The 18,695-nt window shown below is 65.2% G+C and carries 15 protein-coding genes; 6 read left to right on the top strand and 9 right to left on the bottom strand.

The features are described from left to right. From cyoC to galE, 6 genes are all read left to right on the top strand, one after another. Positions 1-633: a cytochrome o ubiquinol oxidase subunit III gene (cyoC, locus tag AC58D2_RS11500; RefSeq protein WP_497390386.1), complete on the top strand. Its 633-nt coding sequence runs from the start codon at positions 1-3 to the stop codon at positions 631-633. After that, on the top strand, positions 630-989 hold the full coding sequence (gene cyoD / locus AC58D2_RS11505; RefSeq protein ID WP_497390388.1) for a cytochrome o ubiquinol oxidase subunit IV: 360 nt from the start codon (positions 630-632) through the stop codon (positions 987-989). Before cyoC ends, cyoD begins: the two co-directional genes overlap by 4 nt. Then, positions 986-1,699: an SURF1 family protein gene (locus AC58D2_RS11510; RefSeq protein WP_497390390.1), complete on the top strand. Its 714-nt coding sequence runs from the start codon at positions 986-988 to the stop codon at positions 1,697-1,699. Before cyoD ends, AC58D2_RS11510 begins: the two co-directional genes overlap by 4 nt. Next, positions 1,699-3,003: an ATP-binding protein gene (locus AC58D2_RS11515; RefSeq protein WP_497390392.1), complete on the top strand. Its 1,305-nt coding sequence runs from the start codon at positions 1,699-1,701 to the stop codon at positions 3,001-3,003. Before AC58D2_RS11510 ends, AC58D2_RS11515 begins: the two co-directional genes overlap by 1 nt. Next, positions 3,000-3,533, top strand: a complete 534-nt coding sequence (locus AC58D2_RS11520; protein ID WP_497390394.1) for a response regulator transcription factor — start codon at positions 3,000-3,002, stop codon at positions 3,531-3,533. The genes AC58D2_RS11515 and AC58D2_RS11520 overlap by 4 nt, the downstream gene beginning before the upstream one ends. 68 nt (positions 3,534-3,601) lie before the next feature. After that, a complete protein-coding gene (gene galE, locus AC58D2_RS11525; protein ID WP_497390396.1) occupies positions 3,602-4,633 on the top strand; it encodes a UDP-glucose 4-epimerase GalE in 1,032 nt (343 codons plus the stop codon). Between the two features lie 83 nt (positions 4,634-4,716). Here the strand turns inward: galE and AC58D2_RS11530 are convergent, their stop codons facing one another. From AC58D2_RS11530 to AC58D2_RS11570, 9 genes are all read right to left on the bottom strand, one after another. Then, positions 4,717-4,983: a hypothetical protein gene (locus tag AC58D2_RS11530; RefSeq protein ID WP_497390398.1), complete on the bottom strand. Its 267-nt coding sequence runs from the start codon at positions 4,981-4,983 to the stop codon at positions 4,717-4,719. A gap of 214 nt (positions 4,984-5,197) precedes the next feature. Further along, the gene (locus tag AC58D2_RS11535) at positions 5,198-5,770 is read right to left on the bottom strand and encodes a TMEM165/GDT1 family protein (RefSeq protein ID WP_497390400.1); all 573 of its coding nucleotides are present in this window, start codon (positions 5,768-5,770) and stop codon (positions 5,198-5,200) included. A gap of 265 nt (positions 5,771-6,035) precedes the next feature. Then, positions 6,036-6,224, bottom strand: coding sequence for a hypothetical protein (locus AC58D2_RS11540; protein WP_497390402.1), 189 nt, complete (start codon positions 6,222-6,224; stop codon positions 6,036-6,038). 2 nt (positions 6,225-6,226) lie between these two features. Beyond that, the gene (locus AC58D2_RS11545) at positions 6,227-10,459 is read right to left on the bottom strand and encodes a translocation/assembly module TamB domain-containing protein (RefSeq protein WP_497390404.1); all 4,233 of its coding nucleotides are present in this window, start codon (positions 10,457-10,459) and stop codon (positions 6,227-6,229) included. Beyond that, positions 10,459-12,762: an autotransporter assembly complex protein TamA gene (locus AC58D2_RS11550; protein ID WP_497390406.1), complete on the bottom strand. Its 2,304-nt coding sequence runs from the start codon at positions 12,760-12,762 to the stop codon at positions 10,459-10,461. Before AC58D2_RS11550 ends, AC58D2_RS11545 begins: the two co-directional genes overlap by 1 nt. A gap of 209 nt (positions 12,763-12,971) precedes the next feature. Beyond that, the gene (locus AC58D2_RS11555; protein ID WP_497390408.1) at positions 12,972-14,174 is read right to left on the bottom strand and encodes a nucleotide sugar dehydrogenase; all 1,203 of its coding nucleotides are present in this window, start codon (positions 14,172-14,174) and stop codon (positions 12,972-12,974) included. Positions 14,175-14,260: 86 nt separating this feature from the next. Beyond that, entirely contained in the window at positions 14,261-15,721 is a 1,461-nt protein-coding gene (locus tag AC58D2_RS11560) for a protein adenylyltransferase SelO (protein WP_497390410.1), read from the bottom strand. A 95-nt stretch (positions 15,722-15,816) separates the two neighbouring features. Further along, on the bottom strand, positions 15,817-17,001 hold the full coding sequence (locus AC58D2_RS11565; protein ID WP_497390412.1) for a hypothetical protein: 1,185 nt from the start codon (positions 16,999-17,001) through the stop codon (positions 15,817-15,819). Beyond that, positions 16,998-18,383, bottom strand: a complete 1,386-nt coding sequence (locus tag AC58D2_RS11570; RefSeq protein ID WP_497390414.1) for an O-antigen ligase family protein — start codon at positions 18,381-18,383, stop codon at positions 16,998-17,000. The genes AC58D2_RS11565 and AC58D2_RS11570 overlap by 4 nt, the downstream gene beginning before the upstream one ends. Between the last annotated feature and the right edge of the window lie 312 nt (positions 18,384-18,695).

Below are 18,695 nucleotides of genomic sequence, written 5' to 3' on the forward strand. Positions count from 1 at the left end.
ATGAGCACGACCACGCTTTCCCCGGCCGACGACACGGCGCCGCGCTTCTACGATCTCGACGAGCATCCGCATCCCGAAGGCCACAGCACGATGCTGGGGTTCTGGATCTACCTGATGAGCGATTGCCTGATCTTCGCGATCCTCTTCGCCTGCTACGCGGTGCTCGGCGGCAATTACGCCGCGGGGCCGGCGCCAAAGGACCTGTTCGAACTGCCGCTTGTCGCGCTGAATACCGCAATGTTGCTGTTTTCGTCGATAACTTACGGTTTTGCCGTGCTCCAGATGCAGCAGGGCAAGGTGCGCGGAACCCAGCTCTGGCTAGCGATTACGGGCCTGTTCGGCCTCGCCTTTCTCGGCATTGAACTCTACGAATTCCACCACCTAATAGAAATCGGCGCCACGCCGCAGCGCAGCGCGTTTCTGTCGGCCTTCTTCACGCTGGTCGGTACGCACGGACTGCATGTGACCTTCGGCATCGTGTGGCTGATCACATTGATGGTTCAACTCGGCAAGCACGGACTGGTCGCGGCGAACAGGCGCCGCGTCATGTGCCTGTCGATGTTCTGGCACTTTCTCGACGTCATCTGGATCGGCGTCTTTACGATCGTCTACCTCATGGGAATGCTGCGATGAGCGCGAACCACGACCCTCATGAAATCGAGATGCCGCACGCCTCGCTGCGCGACTATGCCATCGGTTTCGTCCTGTCGGTCATCCTGACCGCCGTACCGTTCTGGATGGTGATGACGATGCCGCTGTCCGCGTCGGCGACCGCCGCGATCATCATGGCGTTCGCAGTGGTCCAGATCGTCGTCCATATGGTCTTTTTCCTCCATATGACGCCAAAGGCCGAAGGTGGATGGTCGCTGACCTCGCTCGTCTTCACAATTATCGTCGTCGGGATCATGCTCGCGGGGTCGCTGTGGGTGATGCACCACCTCAACACCAACATGATGCCGATGCCGCACGACATGAACCAATTGCCGTGAAACGCGCCCTGTCGACGGGGCTTGCGCTGCTGTTCGCGGCCGCTTTCCTGGCGCTCGGGGTTTGGCAGGTCGAGCGCCGCGCGTGGAAGCACGACCTGATCGCCGCCGTCGATGCGCGCATCCATGCCGGCGCCGTCGCCGCTCCCGGCCCGGCGGCATCGCGCGACCTGACGGTGGCAAAGGACGCCTATCGGCGGGTCCGGGTATCCGGCCATTTTCGTCATGGCCGCGAAGTGCTGGTCAAGGCTGTTACCGAGCTAGGCGGCGGCTATTGGGTGATGACCCCGCTTGAAACGCGGCACTTCACCGTCCTCGTCAATCGCGGCTTCGTGCCGCCCGCGCGACGCGACGCCGCCACGCGTCCTGGCGGAAATCCTGCGGGCAAGGTCACTGTAACCGGCTTGCTACGATTTTCGGAGCCTGGCGGCGCCTTTTTGCGCGCCAACGACCCGGCTGGCGACCGCTGGTTTTCGCGTGACGTCGCCGCGATCGCCAGCGCACGCCGGCTGGGGCCGGTCGCACCCTATTTCATCGATGCCGATGCGTCCGCAAACGAGGGCGGCTACCCCGTCGGCGGCCTTACCGTCGTTCGATTCCCCGACAATCATCTCGTCTACGCGCTCACCTGGTTCGCGCTTGCCGGCCTTTCGCTGTTTTTTGCGTGGCGCCTGTGGAATCTCGATCGCCTTCGGTCCAATATAGCTCCCTGATGACGGCCCCGAACCCGACGACTGCGCTGCCGGAAGCCGATGCCGGTCGCCGCAACATGACGCTGCTGATCCAGTTGCGTTGGCTCGCCGTCGGCGGTCAACTTGCCACGATTGCCGTGGTCAGCGGGTTTATGGATATCGTCCTGCCGTTGCCCCCCCTGCTCGCGGCGCTCGTCGTCCTGGTGACGATCAACCTCGCCAGCCTTGCCCTGCTGGGCCGTGGGCGCGCGGTCACAAATGCCGAGTTGACCGCCGCGCTTCTCTTCGACGTCGCCGCCCTCGCATGGCAACTTCATCATAGCGGCGGCCTTGCCAACCCATTCGCCTCGCTCTTCCTGCTGCAAGTGGTGATCGGCGCGATCCTGCTGACCCCGCGTTCGTCCTGGGCGATCGTGGCGGCGACGCTTGCCGGTCTTGCCACCTTGCGGTTCGACCCGACGCCGCTGCTACTGCCCGAACGCTATGCGATCGATCCGCTCGGACTCTATCTGAAAGGCAGCCTGGTCTGCTTCGTGCTGATTGCCGTCCTGCTCGTCGCGTTCGTTACCCGCATCAGCCGCAATTTGCGCGACCGTGATGGTGCGCTGGCGGCTGCCCGTCAGCGTGCGGCCGAAGAAGACCATATCGTCCGTATGGGGTTGCTGGCGTCGGGCGCCGCTCATGAACTTGGAACGCCCCTGTCGACGCTATCGGTGCTGATCGGCGACTGGAAGAATGCCACGGCCACCGCCCGCGACAGCGAGTTGCAGGGCGATCTTGCCGATATGGACGCGGCCGTTCAGCGCTGCAAGACGATCGTCAGCGGCATCCTGATGTCGGCAGGTGAAGCGCGCGGCGAAGCACCACAGCTTACAACGATGCGCGCTTTTCTGAGCGACGTAGTCGAAGCGTCGCGGGCGGGGCGGATGCCGGGGACCGTGGAGTTCAATGATGTTTTCGGTCCGGACGTGGCGATCGTTTCGGATCCCGCCTTGCGCCAGGTTATCGGCAACGTCATGGACAATGCCGCCGAAGTGTCGCCCGACTGGATCGGCGTGACGGCCTCTCGCGACGGCGACATGGCGGTCATCGAAATCGCCGATCGCGGCCCCGGTTTCAGTGCCGAGATGCTGGAGCATTTCGGCCAGCCCTACCGTTCGAGCAAGGGCCGGCCCGGCGGCGGGCTCGGGCTCTTCCTGCTCGTCAATGTCGTTCGCAAGCTGGGCGGCGGCGCAAGCGTTGCGAACCGGGACGCGGGCGGAGCCCTCGTCCGCATCACCCTGCCCATTTCCGCCATCGCGCGCGACGAAGGAGAGACGCCATGAGCGACCAGCGCCGGTTGCTGATCGTCGAAGACGACGACGTCTTTGCCCGCACGCTCAAACGATCGTTCGAACGTCGCGATTACGATGTCCGCGTCGCCCACGGCCCCGACGAACTCGATGCGCTGCTGGCCGATTATCGGCCCGCCTATGCGGTTGTCGATCTGAAGCTCGGCAACGCCTCGGGCCTCGCGTGCGTGCAGACGCTGCGTGCCGCCGACTCCACGACGCGAATCGTCGTCCTGACCGGTTTTGCGAGCATCGCGACCGCCGTCGAAGCGATTAAGCTCGGCGCCTCCTATTATCTCGCAAAGCCTTCGAACACGGACGACATCGAGGCGGCGTTCGAGCGCACCGAAGGCAATGTCGACGCCTCGCTCGACGCCCGCCCGACCTCCATCAAGACCGTCGAATGGGAACATATCCACCAGACGCTCGTCGAAACCGGGTTCAACATATCGGAAACGGCCAGGCGGCTCGGCATGCATCGGCGCACGCTGGCGCGAAAGCTGGAGAAGCGGCAGATTCGCTAAAGCAGACTTTGCAGCGAGACGCCAAAGCCGCTAATCGAAGCCGCCCGTAACGAGCAAGAGGTGCAACGTTGAAGACTCTCCTGACCGGTGGCGCCGGCTATATCGGCAGCCACGTCGCGGTTGCGCTCGCCGCAGCCGGCCATGACATCGTCTGCTTTGACAATCTTTCCAACAGCCAGGCCGACGTGATCGAGCGCATCGAAACGATCACCGGTCGGTCGGTTCCATTGGTTGTCGGAGACATCCGCGACCGCGAGGCCGTGCGGGCCGCGATCGAGCAGCACGGCGTTGAGGCGGTAATTCATTTCGCGGGCCTGAAAGCCGTTGGCGAATCGGTCGCGGAGCCCATAAAATATTATGACAACAACGTCCGCGGCACATTGTCGATGATCGAGGCCATGCGCGACTGCGGCGTCAAAACGCTCGTCTTTTCGTCGAGCGCCACCGTCTATGGCGAACCCCGATATCTGCCGCTCGACGAATCGCACCCGACATCGGCCACCAATCCCTATGGCCGGACCAAATTGATGATCGAAGAGATGCTGGCGGATATCGCCGCCTCCGACCCCGAATGGCGGATAGCGGTGCTGCGCTACTTCAATCCCGTCGGGGCGCACGACAGCGGGTTGATCGGCGAAAACCCCAGCGGCGTGCCGAACAACCTCATGCCGTTCATCAGCCGCGTCGCGGCAGGCCGCCTCGATCAACTCTCTGTGTTCGGCGACGATTACGACACGCCCGACGGAACCGGCGTGCGCGATTATGTGCATGTGGTCGACCTGGCCGAAGGCCATGTTGCGGCGCTGGATTGCATCGCCGCGGGCGATACGTCGCTGGGCATCTGGAATCTGGGCACCGGCGAAGGCTATTCGGTGCTCGACATGGTGGCGAGCTTCGAGCGCGTGAATGGGGTCAAAATCCCCTATCGTATCGCCCCTCGCCGGCCGGGTGACGTTGCAAGCTGCTACGCCAGCCCCGATCGCGCGAGCGACGAACTTGCCTGGACGGCGAAGCGCGGCCTCGACGATATGTGCGGATCAAGCTGGACGTTCGAAAGAACGCTGGCGATGCGCAACGCGCGAAGCGACAGCGAGAGCTGAACGATCCCGAGGGCCGCGTGCTCGACGAATGAAAAGGGCGGCAGGAGATCCCGCCGCCCCAATCACATCCCGTAAGGGAGTGCTCAGCTCTGCGGAGGCGGAGCCGGCTCGTCGGCGGGAGCCGGTGCCGGATCGTCGGTCGGCGCCGGAGCCGGGTCTTCCGACGAGGCCGGCGCCGGGTCTTCACCCGGCATCGGCGCCGGATCCTCCGAAGGGGGAGGTGCCGGCTCGTCCGAAGGCATCGGCGCGGGCTCATCGGTAGGCGCGGGCGCCGGATCCTCGGTAGGGGCCGGCGGCGTGGTGTCCTGCGCCGCGACTGCCAGCGGCGAGGCAAGGACGCTTGCGGTCACAACGGACAGAATAGCAATCTTACGCATAATATCTCCTGATCATTCAGCGACCGGACCGCAGGCAAGCCGTCTCGATCGCACCGGACCTGTCAGTTCAGACACAGGTCACAGGCACAGACCGGCGAGCGGTTCGAATGTTCCCCTTGTCCTGGCGGATTGCGATGGACTTCACCGTTCGAGCGGCGGACCGAAGGCCATTATCAATGCGTTACGCTCAACCGGCCCAGCCCGCCGTTTGCACGAGCACCCACAGACCGATCACGAGAAAAAGCGTTGCGGCGACGAGGCGCACTTTGGCGAGGTCGATGCGTTTGAGCAGCGCGTGCCCCAGAAAAATCGCGGGGACATTGGCGATCATCATGCCGATCGTCGTTCCGGTGGTCACCGCGATGACGTCATGAAAGCGCGCGCCGAGCGCGATCGTCGCGACCTGCGTCTTGTCGCCCATTTCGACCAGGAAGAAAGCGACGAGCGTCGTCAGGAAAGCTCCGAAGCGGGGGGCGGGGCTCTCGTCCTCGTCGAGCTTGTCCGGCACCAGCGTCCAGGCGGCCATCGCGATGAACGACGCGCCGATCACGTAGCGGAATAGCGGGCTGTCGAGGAAAGCCGCAGCCTGCGCCCCGATCAGGGCGGCAAGGGCGTGGTTCGCGATCGTTGCAGCAAATATGCCCAATATGATCGGCACCGGCTTTCTGAAGCGCGTCGCGAGCAAGATCGCCAGCAATTGGGTTTTGTCGCCAATCTCGGCGAGCGCGACGATTGCGGTCGAGGTGAACAGGGCTTCCATGAACAAACTCCGGGGCCGGGCGGCTTGCGATTCCAACGAGCACCGGGCCCGCCGCCCGGCCCGGACGGAGACGCGATGCCATTGGTCTCGCCCGAACGGTGATCCCGCTCCCGCCGTACCACGGCCTCTCGACCGAGTATGTTGATACGGTGGCCCGCCACGATGGTGGCAGCTGGCTACTCCCCAGATGACTTTGGCGGGGTAGCGGCGCGCAGCCTTGCTGGCAAGGCCCGATCAGGCCACCGCATTCTGTGTCACTCTCACGTCAGCTGGGGGGAGGCGCCGGCGTCCGCGCGTCGGGCTTTTCGGCCTCGGTGTCCGCCACATCGGCGTCCAGCGCCCTGGCGCGCGCGTCGATTTCCTGCGCCGCCTTGTCGTACCGCGTATCGAAGTCGGGCTCATCGTGGCATGCGCCGAGCAGCAAGCCGGCGAGCAGCAGCGCGGCGCCCCGCACCTTCAGTAATCCTTGCGATAGCGGACCGACAGCGACGACTGCCCGGACCCGCCCGCCTGGCTCAGGATGGACAGCGCCCGGCTCAGGCTGATCTCGAGCTGGGTCGCGGTGTAGCCGCGCGCGTCGGTAATGACCTCGATATAGATATCGTCGGAGATATACTGCCCTGCGGCCAACGCGGTGCCGCGGCCCTGCGTGTCGTCGGGACCCAGGATACGCAATCGGTCGATGCCAGTGGCCGAGCGCAGCGATCCGAGCGGGCTAAGTCCGCCCCCGCCGCTGCTGAGCGTATTGAGCGACGAGGCAAGTTGCACCGCCTGCAGCGGTGAGAGCGACGTGATCGAACTGCCGAACAATATCCGCGAGACGATTTCATCCTGCGGGAGCCCCGGCGTGCTGGAGAAGGTAATCTGCGGATTGAGCGCACGGCCGGCGACATTGATCGTGACGTCGACGTCCTCGATCGTGTCGGTCGCGGCAAGCTGGATCGACGGGTCGTACGCATTGCCCGTCGGGAAGGTAATCCGGCCCTCCTCAAGCTCGAAGGACCGTCCCGCGAAACCCAGCGTCCCGCGGACCAGGTCGATCGTGCCGGTCACGCGCGGAGCCTCCGTCGTGCCCTTGAGCGCGATGTCGGCTTCCCATTCGGACTCGAGCCCCATGCCGCTGACGAACAGCTCGTCGGGTGCCCGCAATCGAATATCGAGGCGCAGCGCGTCGAACAGGCTGCCGCCCACCGCCGCCAGCCCTTCTCCGCTGATCCTGCGTCGTCCGGTCGGCGGCTTGCGCCTGACCCCGGTCAGCGTCGGCACCTGCGCGGCGCCTTCGCGAACATAACGATAGCGGGTTTCGGGAAGGCGCAATTCGCCCGAGAGCAATGCGGCTTCGCCCTTCACCTTTTCGAGCTTGAGCGTTCCGGTCGCGCGCGCCGCGATATTGTCGCTGCGCGCCAGCCGGGCATTGTCGAGGGTAGCGGTCAGGCTCATCGGATATCCGTCGGCCTGCGCAAGGCTGACATAGCCGTTCGCCTTGATGGTACCGTCGCCCGCGGTGGCGTCCAACTGCTCGATCTCGAGCCGATTGCCGCTGAAGCGCCCGTTTACGCTCATGTCGGTGAGGCGCGTGCCGTAGGTGACATTTTCATAGGTGAGCTTTGTCCCGCGCACGACACCGTCGAGACAGGGATCGGCCACGCTGCAACTGAAATCCGCTGCCACCGCAACCGGGCCCGCAATTCGCTGGTCGGGCATGCCGGCAAAGGACGACAGCGTCTCGGCGGGACCGTTGTAGCGTATGCCGCCGCTGAGCGGAGCGGCGCGCAGCCGCTCGGTCCACGCGCCCGCCCCGGGGCCGAGCGGCCGCAACGAAGCCTGTAGCCGTCCGATCACGCTGCCGCGCTTGCGGATCACGGCGCGCGCCTCGCCGCCGTCGGCGAGCAGCTTGCCGGCGAAATTGATGTCGACGGGATCGCTCACCTGCGCCGCCGTCGTGCGGGTGAAATTGTCGATGGTCAGGCGCGCATCGGCGCGGGGGAAGGCGTCGGCGCTTGCCTGCTCGAAATCGAGGCTGCCGGTCGCGCGCCCACCAAGTCCCATGTCGGGGTAGACGGCGTTGAGCAGCGCCATGTTTACGCGGTCGAGACGGCTCTGCAACAGGATGCCATCGCCGTATTTCCCGGCAATTCGTGCGCTGCTCCCCCGCCCGAGATCGATCGTGGTGGGCAACAGCTCATAGCCGTCGGCGCCAGGCACGATGCGCGCGGGCGACTTGGTTTCGAAGGCAATCCCGGTCGCGCGTCCCTTGATCGAGGCGCGCCAGAGATCGGGGGCGAGGTCGGCGTTCGCCGCGATGCGGAACGGGACACCGCTCGTCCCCTCGACAAGCGCCTGCGCGCGCCCCTTGCCGCCGGCATAGTCGACCTTCACGCGCCCGACCGCTATGTCGATTTCGCGAAGCCGGGTATCGGCGAGCTGGATATCGGCCACCACGCGCGGCTGATCGTAGAGGGTGACGTCGGCGTCGACCACCGCCGAACCGACGGTCAGGCCGGCTGGCCCGGGCAGGGTCATATTATTGGCGCGCACATTGATGGCCGCCGCCTGATATTGCCCATCCGCGCTCAGGCGGACGAGGCCGCCCAGCCCCTGCCCCGACGCATCGAGGCGACCGGTGAAGGGGCCGGCTTCGCTCTGCACGAGGCGCCCCTTCATTTCGATCCCGGAGAGGTCGGCGCGCTCGACGTCGATCGTCAACGGACCCGCCGCGGTGAGCAGGACCACGTCGGCGGACAGCGGGCCGTAATCGGTGTCGCCGGTCGCGGCGAGGCGATAGCCTTTCGGTGCGCCGGTCAACCGCGCCTCGAGATTGGCAAGGCCGATCCCGAGCCCCGGACGCTCGGCGCGCAGCACCGCGCGCGGATCGCTGATCGTCCCCGCGACCTCGACGCCGAGCGGGCCATATTGCGCCGAACGCGCTCGCGCCGCCAGCTGGATGCGGCCATCGGGCGCATAGCTCCCCTGCCCGCCGGTGATGTGCAGTAACGGCGCGGACAGGCGCAGATTGCTGAATCGTACGATGCCGTCGGTTCCGTACCGGACAGCCGCGGTGGTGACGGCATTGCCGCCCAGCAGGTTGCGTACGCCGGTGTTGAACAGCTGTGTCGACCGCGCGCGCACGTTGCCGGCAATCTCGAACCCGCCGCGCGGGGCGGTTTTCAGGTCCATGTCGGTGTCGATATTGAACACCCCGACGCTTTCGATGCGGTAATTGTTGACCCGCCCGTCGATCGCGCCGGTATAGAAGCCCTTGTTCAAATCGGCGACGACGATCGCCTTCGCGTCGATCCGCGGCGAGCGCAGCCGCAGATTGTCGCTGAGCAACCGTCCCGCACTATAGGCGAGGTCGCCATCGAGACGAACCCGGCTCAGCTGTCCACCGGCAACCGTATCGAGCCCCCGGATTCGCGCCGCTCGTCCTTCGACCGGAATCACGATTTGATCGGCATCGACCCGCGCCTTGCCAGCGAGGCTCAACGCTTCGACGAGGATGTCGTTCACGCCAAGCGCATTCGCTCTGGCCTGATACTCGATCGTCGGCGTCGCAAAGGCTCCGTCGAGCCGGGCGGTGGCACGCACGCCATTGCCCCGCATTCCGGGCGCGATCGCACCGGGCCGCAGCAGTTGGAATGCCAGGTCGAGCCCATTGTAGCGATTGTTCGCCAGGTCGAGTCCGCCCCCGACGTCGAGACGGAACGCGTCCGACGACACCCCGCCGTCCAGCGCCGCGCTGCGCTCGGCGAGTTTCGCCGTCAGGTCGATATCGGTGCGGGGGCCGAGCAGCGCCGCAGCCGATCCCTCGAACAAGCGTGAAAGCTCTGTCCGTCCCTTGACCGCGAATGTCCCGTCGCGGGCGGCGAGGCCGATGCGTGCAAGGGGTTTGGCACCGAGGTCCGCGATGAGCGTCCCGTCCCATTTCGTCCAGTCGCCGCGGCCGTCGAGCCTGGCGGTGAGCGGTTCGTCGAACCCGCCCATTGCCGCGAGGACGCCGCCTTGCGGCGCGCGAAGGTCGAGCGTCATCGCGAGCCGGTTCTTTTCGGGGACGGCATCGAGGAGGAGCCGAACCGCGTCACCCTTCGCATTCGCGCCGATCGTTTCGGCTTCGGCGATGACCTGCGCACGCCGGTCGGCGATCGCGACCTTGCCGGACAGCCGCGCTTCCTGCCGCTCGCCCGCGACCGCCGGTTCGAATATGATCCGGTCGACCTGCAGCTTGCCGATATCGATATCGATATCGGGGAGCAGAGGTTCGCCCGTGTCGGGCACGTCCTTGAACGCGGGGAGGCGTTCGACGGTCATCGTCCGGGCGGTCGCCGAGCGGATGTCGACGTGATTGGCGAGGAAGGCGAATGGGCGCCAGTCGACCTTGACCTCTGGCGAGGTGACAAAACGCCCCTTCGGATCCGATATCGAAAGGTCGCGGATGACCATCTCGCCATAGAGCGAGCCATCGAGGCGGCCGATGCCGATCTTCATCCCGTTTTCGAAGTCATATTTTTCGATCTGGGTTACGACGAAGCGGCGCCCAGCGTCGCTGTTCAGGCCGATCAGGAACAGCGCGACGAGCGCGATCGTGCCCAGCAGTGCGATTCCCGTCCAGCGCGCCAGGCGGCGCGGCCAGGGCTTGCCGCCCGCCTCTCGCGTCTTGGGCGCCGTTTCCGGGTGCGTTTCGACGGCCATCAGAACGCCTGGCCGATCGAGACATAGACGCTGATCTTCGACTCGCCCGGCTGGCGATCGATCGGCGTCGCGATGTCGAACCGCATCGGGCCGAAGTTCGTGTAGTAACGCGCACCGACACCCGCACCGAAACGCAGGTTGGAAAAGGTCGGCGTCGAGCCGCGATAGACCTGCCCGGCATCGACGAAGCCGACGACGCCGAAATTGCCGAACCGATACCGCGCCTCGACCGCGGCTTCGTTGACGCTGCGCCCGCCGATGGGATCGTTGTTCGGATCCTTGGGGCCAAGTTCCTGATAGCCGAATCCGCGCACCGAACCGCCGCCGCCGGCGTAGAAGCGCCGCGATGGCGCAAGCCGCTCGCGCGCCGCGCCGAGGATCGACGCTACGCGGACACGCCCCGCGAGCACGATATTGTCCGTAACAGGATAATAGCCGCTCGCGTCGATGCGCGTGCGAACATAGGGCGAAAAACTGCCGCGCATCGAGCCTTCGGGCTGGATCAGCGTCGTCAGGCGAAAGCCCTTGGTCGGATCCAGCAGGCTATCGGTGCGGTCCATCCCGACCTGTCCGGTCAGACCCAGGATGGTGTAGAAATCGTTGACGCGCTCGCCGGTGGCAAAGTCGTAGTCGTCTTCGCGCGTCGCGATCAGGTCTGCGCCATAGGCATAGGTGAACTTCTTTTGCCACAAAGGCGTGGAATCATAAGCCCAGCGTACCCCAACGCGTCCGGTCAGCGCGTTATAGGCGTCGTAACGGCTGCGCGTCGCTTCGGCGACCAGCTCGAACGTCTTGTCGCGCTGGCCGGCATTCGATCGCCGCATCGTGACCCCCAGGCCCTGTTCCTGCGTCCCGGCGACCCCGCGAACGATCAGCGCGCCCTCCGGCGGGAACAGGTTGCGATGCGTCCAGCTGCCGACGAGGCGGATCCCCTGTCCGGTCCCATAACCCGCGGTCGCGGCTATCGTGCGGGGCGGTCCCGCATCCTGCGTCACGTCGACGCTGACATATTCGGTCCCGTCGCCCGCGTCTTCGCCGGTGCGCTTGGGCTCGACCGCGACGTTCGAAAACAGCCCTGTCGCGACGAGGGCCTGGCGCAGATCGTCGACTTTCCGGCTATCGTACAGATCGCCGCGCTCGAAGCGCGACAATATCCCGACATGGTCGGCATCGAAAGCCAGGTCGCCTTTGGTTTCAAATCCGTCGAACCGGGAACGCGGTCCTATGTCTACGGGAAGGGTGTAGGCGCCCTCCCCTGTTGCTCCATCGAGCAGGATATCGCGCTGCCCCACCTTGGCGAAAGGATAACCTTCCTCGGGCAGCTTGAGCGCAATGGCCGCTTCCGCGCCCTGAACGCGCTCGGCGACGATCGGCTCACCGACGGCAAGCGGGAAATTATCCTCGATCAGCCGCGGCGGTACGGTGGGATCGGCCTTGATGTCGATCGACGAGAACGCATAACGCTGCCCCGGCGTGACCGCGATGACCGCCGTCAACGGGCCGCGGCGGCGCCGGCGCCCTTCGCCGGTTTCGGCGGCGTCATCTTCCCCGGCCACCGGCGCGCGATCGATCCGCGTCTCTATGGACGCGTCATAATAGCCTTCCGACGACAAGATCCGCTGCATCAACTCGGCATCAGCGCCCAGCCGCGCCCGGAGCATCGCCACATTGTCCGCCTTGCCGTCGCCATCGCGAAGCGCGGAAAGATCTTCGAACAGATCGTCGAGGTCGATGTCGGAGGATTGATCGACCGCATCGAGCCCCGTCACCTGCACGCTATACTCGACGCTGCGGTCGCGTCCTTCTTCTTCGGGTTCGGCAAATTCCACCGGCTCGACATTGAAATCTTGCAGGGCGGGAAGCGGCGCTGCGAGTTCGCGGTCGCTGATCGGTGCGTCACCGATTGCCTCGGCGGCATCGCCATCAGCCAGTTCGGGCACGGGCGCGGCGGCGCCCACGGGCGCGGCGGCCGCGTCCTTGCCCGCACCGGACGCCGTCTCTCGCTCCGCCTTCGCCTCGTCGGCCTGGCGGCGTTCGAAATCGGCTATCGATTCGAGCGGGCGGTCGAGTTCCGGATCGTCGTCGGCACCGATCGGGGGCACCGCATCGTCGAACTCGTCGTCGCCGATGATCGGTGCGACTTCGGGAAGCGGGGCATCGGGCGGCGGGGGTGTGGGCGCGCCAATGGCGCCGGATTCGTCGCGATCCGGTTCGTCGCCGTCCCGGGATTGTTCGGCAGTTTCGCCCGGACCGCGCGCACCGGCCTTTTCCGCTTCGGATTGCGGCGCGGCCCGCTGCGCCATGGCCGGGGCAGACAGCGCGACCGAAGACACCGACAGGGCAAGGAGCGCCCGCGCGACGGAGCGCGTGCAGCCGAAAAATAACCAAGGTTTTTCAATATATCGCATCAAGTCTCTGCCGTGCGGCCCTTGTGACCTGCCCGCAGCGGCAGCGCAACATCATTCTCTCGCCTTTGCGGTCAACCGAACGCCGCGAAAACCCGCCGAAAGCGTCAGCTATCGGCGCCGAACAGGTCGCGGCTATAGACCTTGTCCGCCACATCGGCGAGGTCATCGGTGACGCGGTTGGCGATGATGACGTCGGCTTCGCGCTTGAACGCGTCCAGATCGGGCACGACGCGCGAATTGAAGAAGAGGTCCTCCTTAAGCAGGGGCTCGTGGACGATGACCTCGATCCCCTTGGCCTTGACCCGTTTCATGATGCCGAGGATGCTGCTTGCACGAAAATTGTCCGACCCCGCCTTCATCGCGAGCCGGTGGATGCCGACGACGCGCGGAGACCGCTTGATGACCTCACCCGCGATGAAATCCTTGCGCGTGGTGTTGGAGGATACGATCGCCTGGATCAGGTTCTGCGGGACATCCTTGTAATTGGCCAGCATCTGTTTCGTATCCTTGGGCAGGCAATAGCCGCCGTAGCCGAAGGACGGATTGTTGTAGAAGGACCCGATCCGCGGGTCGAGGCATACTCCCTCGATAACCTGGCGCGGATCGATGCCGTGGTGCGAGGCATAGCTGTCGAGCTCGTTGAAGAAGGCGACCCGCATCGCGAGATAGGTGTTGGCGAAAAGCTTGATGGCCTCGGCCTCGGTATTGCCCGTCTGCAGGACGTCCGCGTCGGGCTTGAGCGACGCATCGAGCAGCAGCCCGGCGAATTCCGCTGCGCGCGGATGCGTGTCGCCCACGATGATCCGCGAGGGATGAAGATTGTCGTAGAGCGCCCTGCCCTCGCGCAGGAATTCCGGAGAAAACACGATGGTATCGCTGCCCGTTTCGGCGCGCATCCGCTCGGTGAAGCCTACGGGCACGGTCGATTTGACGACGATCAACGCCCCCGGGGCCATGGCCAGCGCATCAGAAATCACCGCCTCGACCGTGGTGGTGTTGAAATAGTTGGTATCGGGGTCATAGTCGGTCGGCGTCGCGACGATCACGAACTCGGTGCCGTCATAGGCCAGGGACTTGTCGGTGGTGGCCGTCAAATCAAGCGGCTTGTTCGCGAGATACTCCTCGATCTCCGGATCGGAGATGGGCGATGTCCTGTTGTTGAGCAGTTCGACCTTCTGCGGATCGATATCGAGCGCGACGACCCGGTTGTGCTGCGCGAGCAGGACCGCATTGGAAATGCCGACATAGCCGGTACCGACGACCGCGATCTTGCGGCCGGAACTCGTTTGCGCGGGAGAGTCGGGCAATGTCTGTATCCTGTCAATTGTGGAGCCGCCGTCCCCTAGCAAGCTCAACCGAGCCGCTCAACACGCCTCGAGCACCGGCGCCCCGTTTAGGTTCCGCAATAGGTCGTATAGGGCCCGAAATCGGACGGCGCGGGACAGGCATAGGCTTCAAGCCCTGCTCTTTCCACATAAGGCTGTTGCACCGCTTCGAGCAGCGCGGACCACGCCGCCATGTCGCCGCCTTCGGCATCGCCGAGAGCGGTTTCGACCATGTGGTTGCGCGGAATATACAGCGGGTTCACGGCATCCATCGCAGCCGCGCGCGCAATCGGATCGGCGCCCTCGCTCTCGATCGCGCGCCACCAGTCGGCAATCCACGGTGCCATCACGTCGGGACCGGGCAGCAGCGCCGCGAGCGGATCGCCGTCACCGCGCAGCAGCGCGGCGAGAGCCCGGAAGAAGCCGGTGAAATCGACGCCATGCCGTTCAAGCTCGGCGAACAACGCATCGATCAGCTCGCCCTCGCCTTCGCGTTCGTGCGCGAACCCCAGCTTGGCGCGCATCCGCACCAGCCAGGCGGCGCGGAAGAGATCGGGAATACGCGCGACGATCGCCTTCGCTTCCTCGACCCCGCTCTCGTCGACGGCATGGATTGCCGGCAGCAGGGCTTCGGCGAAGCGTGCCATGTTCCAGTGCATCATCTGCGGCTGGCGCCCGTAGGCATAGCGACCGTTCGCATCGATCGAACTGAACACCGTATCCGCGGCGAAGCGGTCAATGAAGGCGCAGGGGCCATAGTCGATCGTCTCGCCGCTGATCGCGACATTGTCGGTGTTCATCACGCCGTGGACGAAGCCGACGGCGAGCCAGTGCGCGACAAGCTCGCATTGCAGGTCGATGACCTTTTCCAGCAGCGCAAGCGGCGGGTTGCCGGCGTCGGCGAGTTCGGGAAAATGACGCGCGACCGAATAGTCGGAGAGCCGCTTCAGATGGTCGGCCCCGAAATGGGCGGCGAAGAACTGGAAGGTGCCGACGCGGATATGGCTGCTCGCCACGCGCGTCAGGACCGCACCCGGGTGGGCCCGCTCGCGCTGCACACGCTCGCCGGTCGCGACCGCGGCGAGCGAGCGGGTCGTGGGAACGCCCATCGCCGCCATCGCATCGGACACCAGATATTCGCGCAGCACCGGGCCGATCGCCGCCTTGCCGTCGCCGTTGCGGGAAAAGGGCGTGGGCCCCGACCCCTTGAGCTGGATATCGAACCGCGCGCCGTCCGGAGCGACCACTTCGCCGAGCAGCAGGGCGCGGCCGTCGCCGAGCTGCGGGGAGAAATGCCCGAACTGGTGGCCGGCGTAGGCCTGCGCGAGCGGGGCCGCGCCTTCCGGCAGGTCGGCGCCGGACAAGAGGCGGGCGATGTCTGCGTCGCCCGCGTCGAGGTCGAGGCCCAGGCGCTGCGCGAGGGGGTGGTTGAAGGCGAGCAACCTCGGCGCAGGCGGAGGCGCCGCCTCGGCGGGCGCATAGAATCCTTCCATCGCGGCATGGAAGCTGTTTTCGAAGGCAAAGGTCATCGGTGCGTATCCTGGCATCTATGTCGGGCTCGTGGCGCCTGATGACAAGTCGCCCTGCCCCGGGACGCTATCCCGCCCTGTCGCCATCCAGCGCCCTATCCCCCGCTCCGTTCCGGCGTCACCAGCCGGAGCGCCTCGATCGTGATTTCGGCCGACGCATTGCGGCCCTGTGGGTAGCCGCGCATGACGAGGTCGGGGTAGTCGCACGGTGCAGGTCCATCCGCACGATAGGTTGCGACATTGTTCGAAATCCGACCATCATCCATGCGGAACGTAACCGGGCGCTGGCCTCGGCAAATCAGCTCGAACCGGAATTCGTCGAGGCTGCTCGCGGCATCGAGGCTGTCGACGGCAACCTTGAGATCGGGCACCTGATCCGCCTGGACGAGCGTCATCGTACGCGCAACAATGGGCGCCCCATTGCCATTCCAGCGGACGCGCAGTTGCCCGCCCTGCCCCTGTCCGACGATCTGGGCCGACGCCCCCGGCTGGCTGCGCGCGTCCCATTCGAAGGGCAAGGGATTCTCGCGGTCGCGTGCGGGCAGCGCCACAAATTTGGAAAAGTCGGGATCATAGACCAGTTCTCCGTCCGCACGGCTGCCATTGGCGCGCATGGCAATGCCCAGCGCCTCCTTGCGCAAGCCTTGCCGAACCATCGCATCGAGCGACGGCTTCAATTCGGCGTGACTCAGCTGGTCGCCATCGTCGAGCATCCGGTTCAACAAGCGCACCCGCGCCGCCACGCTGGTCGGATTTTGCGCCTTTGCAATGAAATGAAGATATTTCACTCGCCAGTGCGGATGCTTCTCCAGCCGGCCGGCAAGCAACGCCGTCGCCTGCGGGACCGCCTCGATCTGGAGCAGAACCGGCAGGATATCGTCGGTGAGCTTCCCGCGCCGCAGCAGCGCATCGATATGAAGAATCGCCGCATTCGGATCGTTCGTCCGGGCCGCTTCGACGATCAGATTCTGCTGGGTCGGCGTGTCGCGCCACCCCAGCTCGTTCAGCGTTTTTGTGAACGATTGCCGCCGTGCGGCCGCCAGATCGCCCTTCGCCTCGGTCGCAAAAAGCAGATTCAGCTTGGCCTGGTCCAGCGGTTGCCGGGCGAGCAGGCGCCGCAATTTGGCGGAGACCTCCGGAGTGGCCCGCGCATCGGCCGCGCTCAACAATTCCCACGAAGGCTCGCCCCGAATGCGCTCAGCGGCCTGCTGCGCGAACGCAAAAATGGTCAGCCCCAAAAGCGCCGCGAAAATCGCTATCGCCGATCCGATACGCATCATTGATCGGCCCCTTCGTGACGACCGGCACGTGTCCGCAACCGGACCTTTTCCACCGGGTCGGCAAAAAAGACCGCGAGGATCACGGCGAACAGCACCGCGATTGCCTGGGTCCGCAGCGGATAATCGACGACCGAGTGCGCCCCGATCACCAGCAGCGATATCATGGCGGCCGCACCGAACGGAGGCAGCGCCCGCCTGCCAGTGAGCATCGCGACCGCGCGGACGCCGATCGCCAGGACGAAGGTCCCGAGCGCGATCAGCCCGGGAATGCCCGCCTCGATCAATATCTCGAGATACTCGTTATGCGCGCGGTTGATATAGCTTGGCCGCAGACTGTCGATCTGCTCGATCGCGGCATAGGATGGCACGAAACTCCCCATCCCGCTGCCCCAGGGGAAATATTGCGTGACCAGCGGCCAGCTCGCCTGCCATATCTCCCAGCGGCCGTCGTCCTTCACATCGTTGAAACGGGCAAGCGCCTGATCGACGACACTGCTGTAACTGAGGAAGTAGACGACGACGATCGTCGCGACCACGAGACCGATCGGCAGCCAAGGTCGCTTGCGGCCGAGCCCGCTGAAAAAATGCACGTAGCTGATCAGGGCCAGGCTGACCACCGTGAGGCCGAGGGCCGCGCGCGAGGTCGTTCCAACGACCACCGCAAGAAACGTCACGGCCAAGATGGCCGACCAGGACGCCGCCGCCTGCCAGGGGCGGACATAGCGGTGAATGACCGCGATGGCGAAACATGCGGAAACCGCGAGCATCAGGCCCTGATGATTGCGGTTGGCGAAAAACCCGATCAAATTGCCGCGATGCCCGCTGGCGAAGAAATCGAGCACGGCGCCCCGCGTCGCCACCTGGACGATGCCGACCGCAACGGATAGCGCCGCCACGGCCAGAAAGATGAAGATGCACCGCGTGCGGGACCGCGCGTCCAATGTCGTTGCCGCAATGAAGGCGGCATAGGGCGGCAGCAGCATGAGCAGTGCGAAGAGCGTGTTGCGGGGGGTCAGCGTGAGCGGGTGCCATTGGCCTGAAGCTCCCACGAGCTCGAAAACCGAAGCCGGCGTATCGCGACCCGGAAGCGCGCTCCACACCGCCGGGGGCAAGGGGATCAACTGCGCGAGAGGCACCAGCGGCACGAGGATCAACCCGATTCGAAGCAATAGCGGCAATCTGGCGAGAGCGGGGCCGGCCCCCGCCACAACGGTCGTCGCAACCAGCAGCGATCCGATCAGGCACAACAGAAAAATGCGCGCATTTGCCCCGATGTGCCCGCCGCCCAGCAACAGGGCGGAGAGCAGCAACAGGTAAAGCAGGATTTCCGTAACCCTGCTCGCGAATATCTGTCGACCGGCAGCGCCGTGACCAGTTGCCATGACCGAAATATCTCTTTCAATACCACAGATTGAGCTGCGCACCGCAGGGATGCCGAAACAGCCCGCCCCGGTCAAACCGCGTACCAAGCCTGCCTCGCTCTAGAAATACACCGCCATGCCGTCAACGGCGACCCATGAGACGATACGGCGGGACAACGCGACGAGACGAGCGCGCGCGCCTGTTCACCGCAACAAACCCGCGGCAGAAGCGTTTCTGGACGCGGCGTATCAGCGGCCGCTTTTCGGGCTTAGAGGGGCTCAGGTGAAATTTGCCAAGGTTGACAAATGCATACCTGCGCGTCAGGGCATCCG

Source organism: Sphingopyxis sp. CR5 (genome assembly GCF_059693785.1).

What these genes read in the sequence shown, in the direction of transcription:
- cyoC (WP_497390386.1), top strand. Translation starts at nt 1, where the DNA reads ATGAGCACGACCACGCTTTCCCCGGCCGACGACACGGCGCCGCGCTTC.
- AC58D2_RS11550 (WP_497390406.1), bottom strand. Translation starts at nt 12,762, where the DNA reads ATGGCGCAGCGGGCCGCGCCGCAATCCGAAGCGGAAAAGGCCGGTGCG.
- AC58D2_RS11515 (WP_497390392.1), top strand. Translation starts at nt 1,699, where the DNA reads ATGACGGCCCCGAACCCGACGACTGCGCTGCCGGAAGCCGATGCCGGT.
- AC58D2_RS11560 (WP_497390410.1), bottom strand. Translation starts at nt 15,721, where the DNA reads ATGACCTTTGCCTTCGAAAACAGCTTCCATGCCGCGATGGAAGGATTC.
- AC58D2_RS11520 (WP_497390394.1), top strand. Translation starts at nt 3,000, where the DNA reads ATGAGCGACCAGCGCCGGTTGCTGATCGTCGAAGACGACGACGTCTTT.
- AC58D2_RS11570 (WP_497390414.1), bottom strand. Translation starts at nt 18,383, where the DNA reads ATGGCAACTGGTCACGGCGCTGCCGGTCGACAGATATTCGCGAGCAGG.
- cyoD (WP_497390388.1), top strand. Translation starts at nt 630, where the DNA reads ATGAGCGCGAACCACGACCCTCATGAAATCGAGATGCCGCACGCCTCG.
- AC58D2_RS11545 (WP_497390404.1), bottom strand. Translation starts at nt 10,459, where the DNA reads ATGGCCGTCGAAACGCACCCGGAAACGGCGCCCAAGACGCGAGAGGCG.
- AC58D2_RS11565 (WP_497390412.1), bottom strand. Translation starts at nt 17,001, where the DNA reads ATGATGCGTATCGGATCGGCGATAGCGATTTTCGCGGCGCTTTTGGGG.
- AC58D2_RS11535 (WP_497390400.1), bottom strand. Translation starts at nt 5,770, where the DNA reads ATGGAAGCCCTGTTCACCTCGACCGCAATCGTCGCGCTCGCCGAGATT.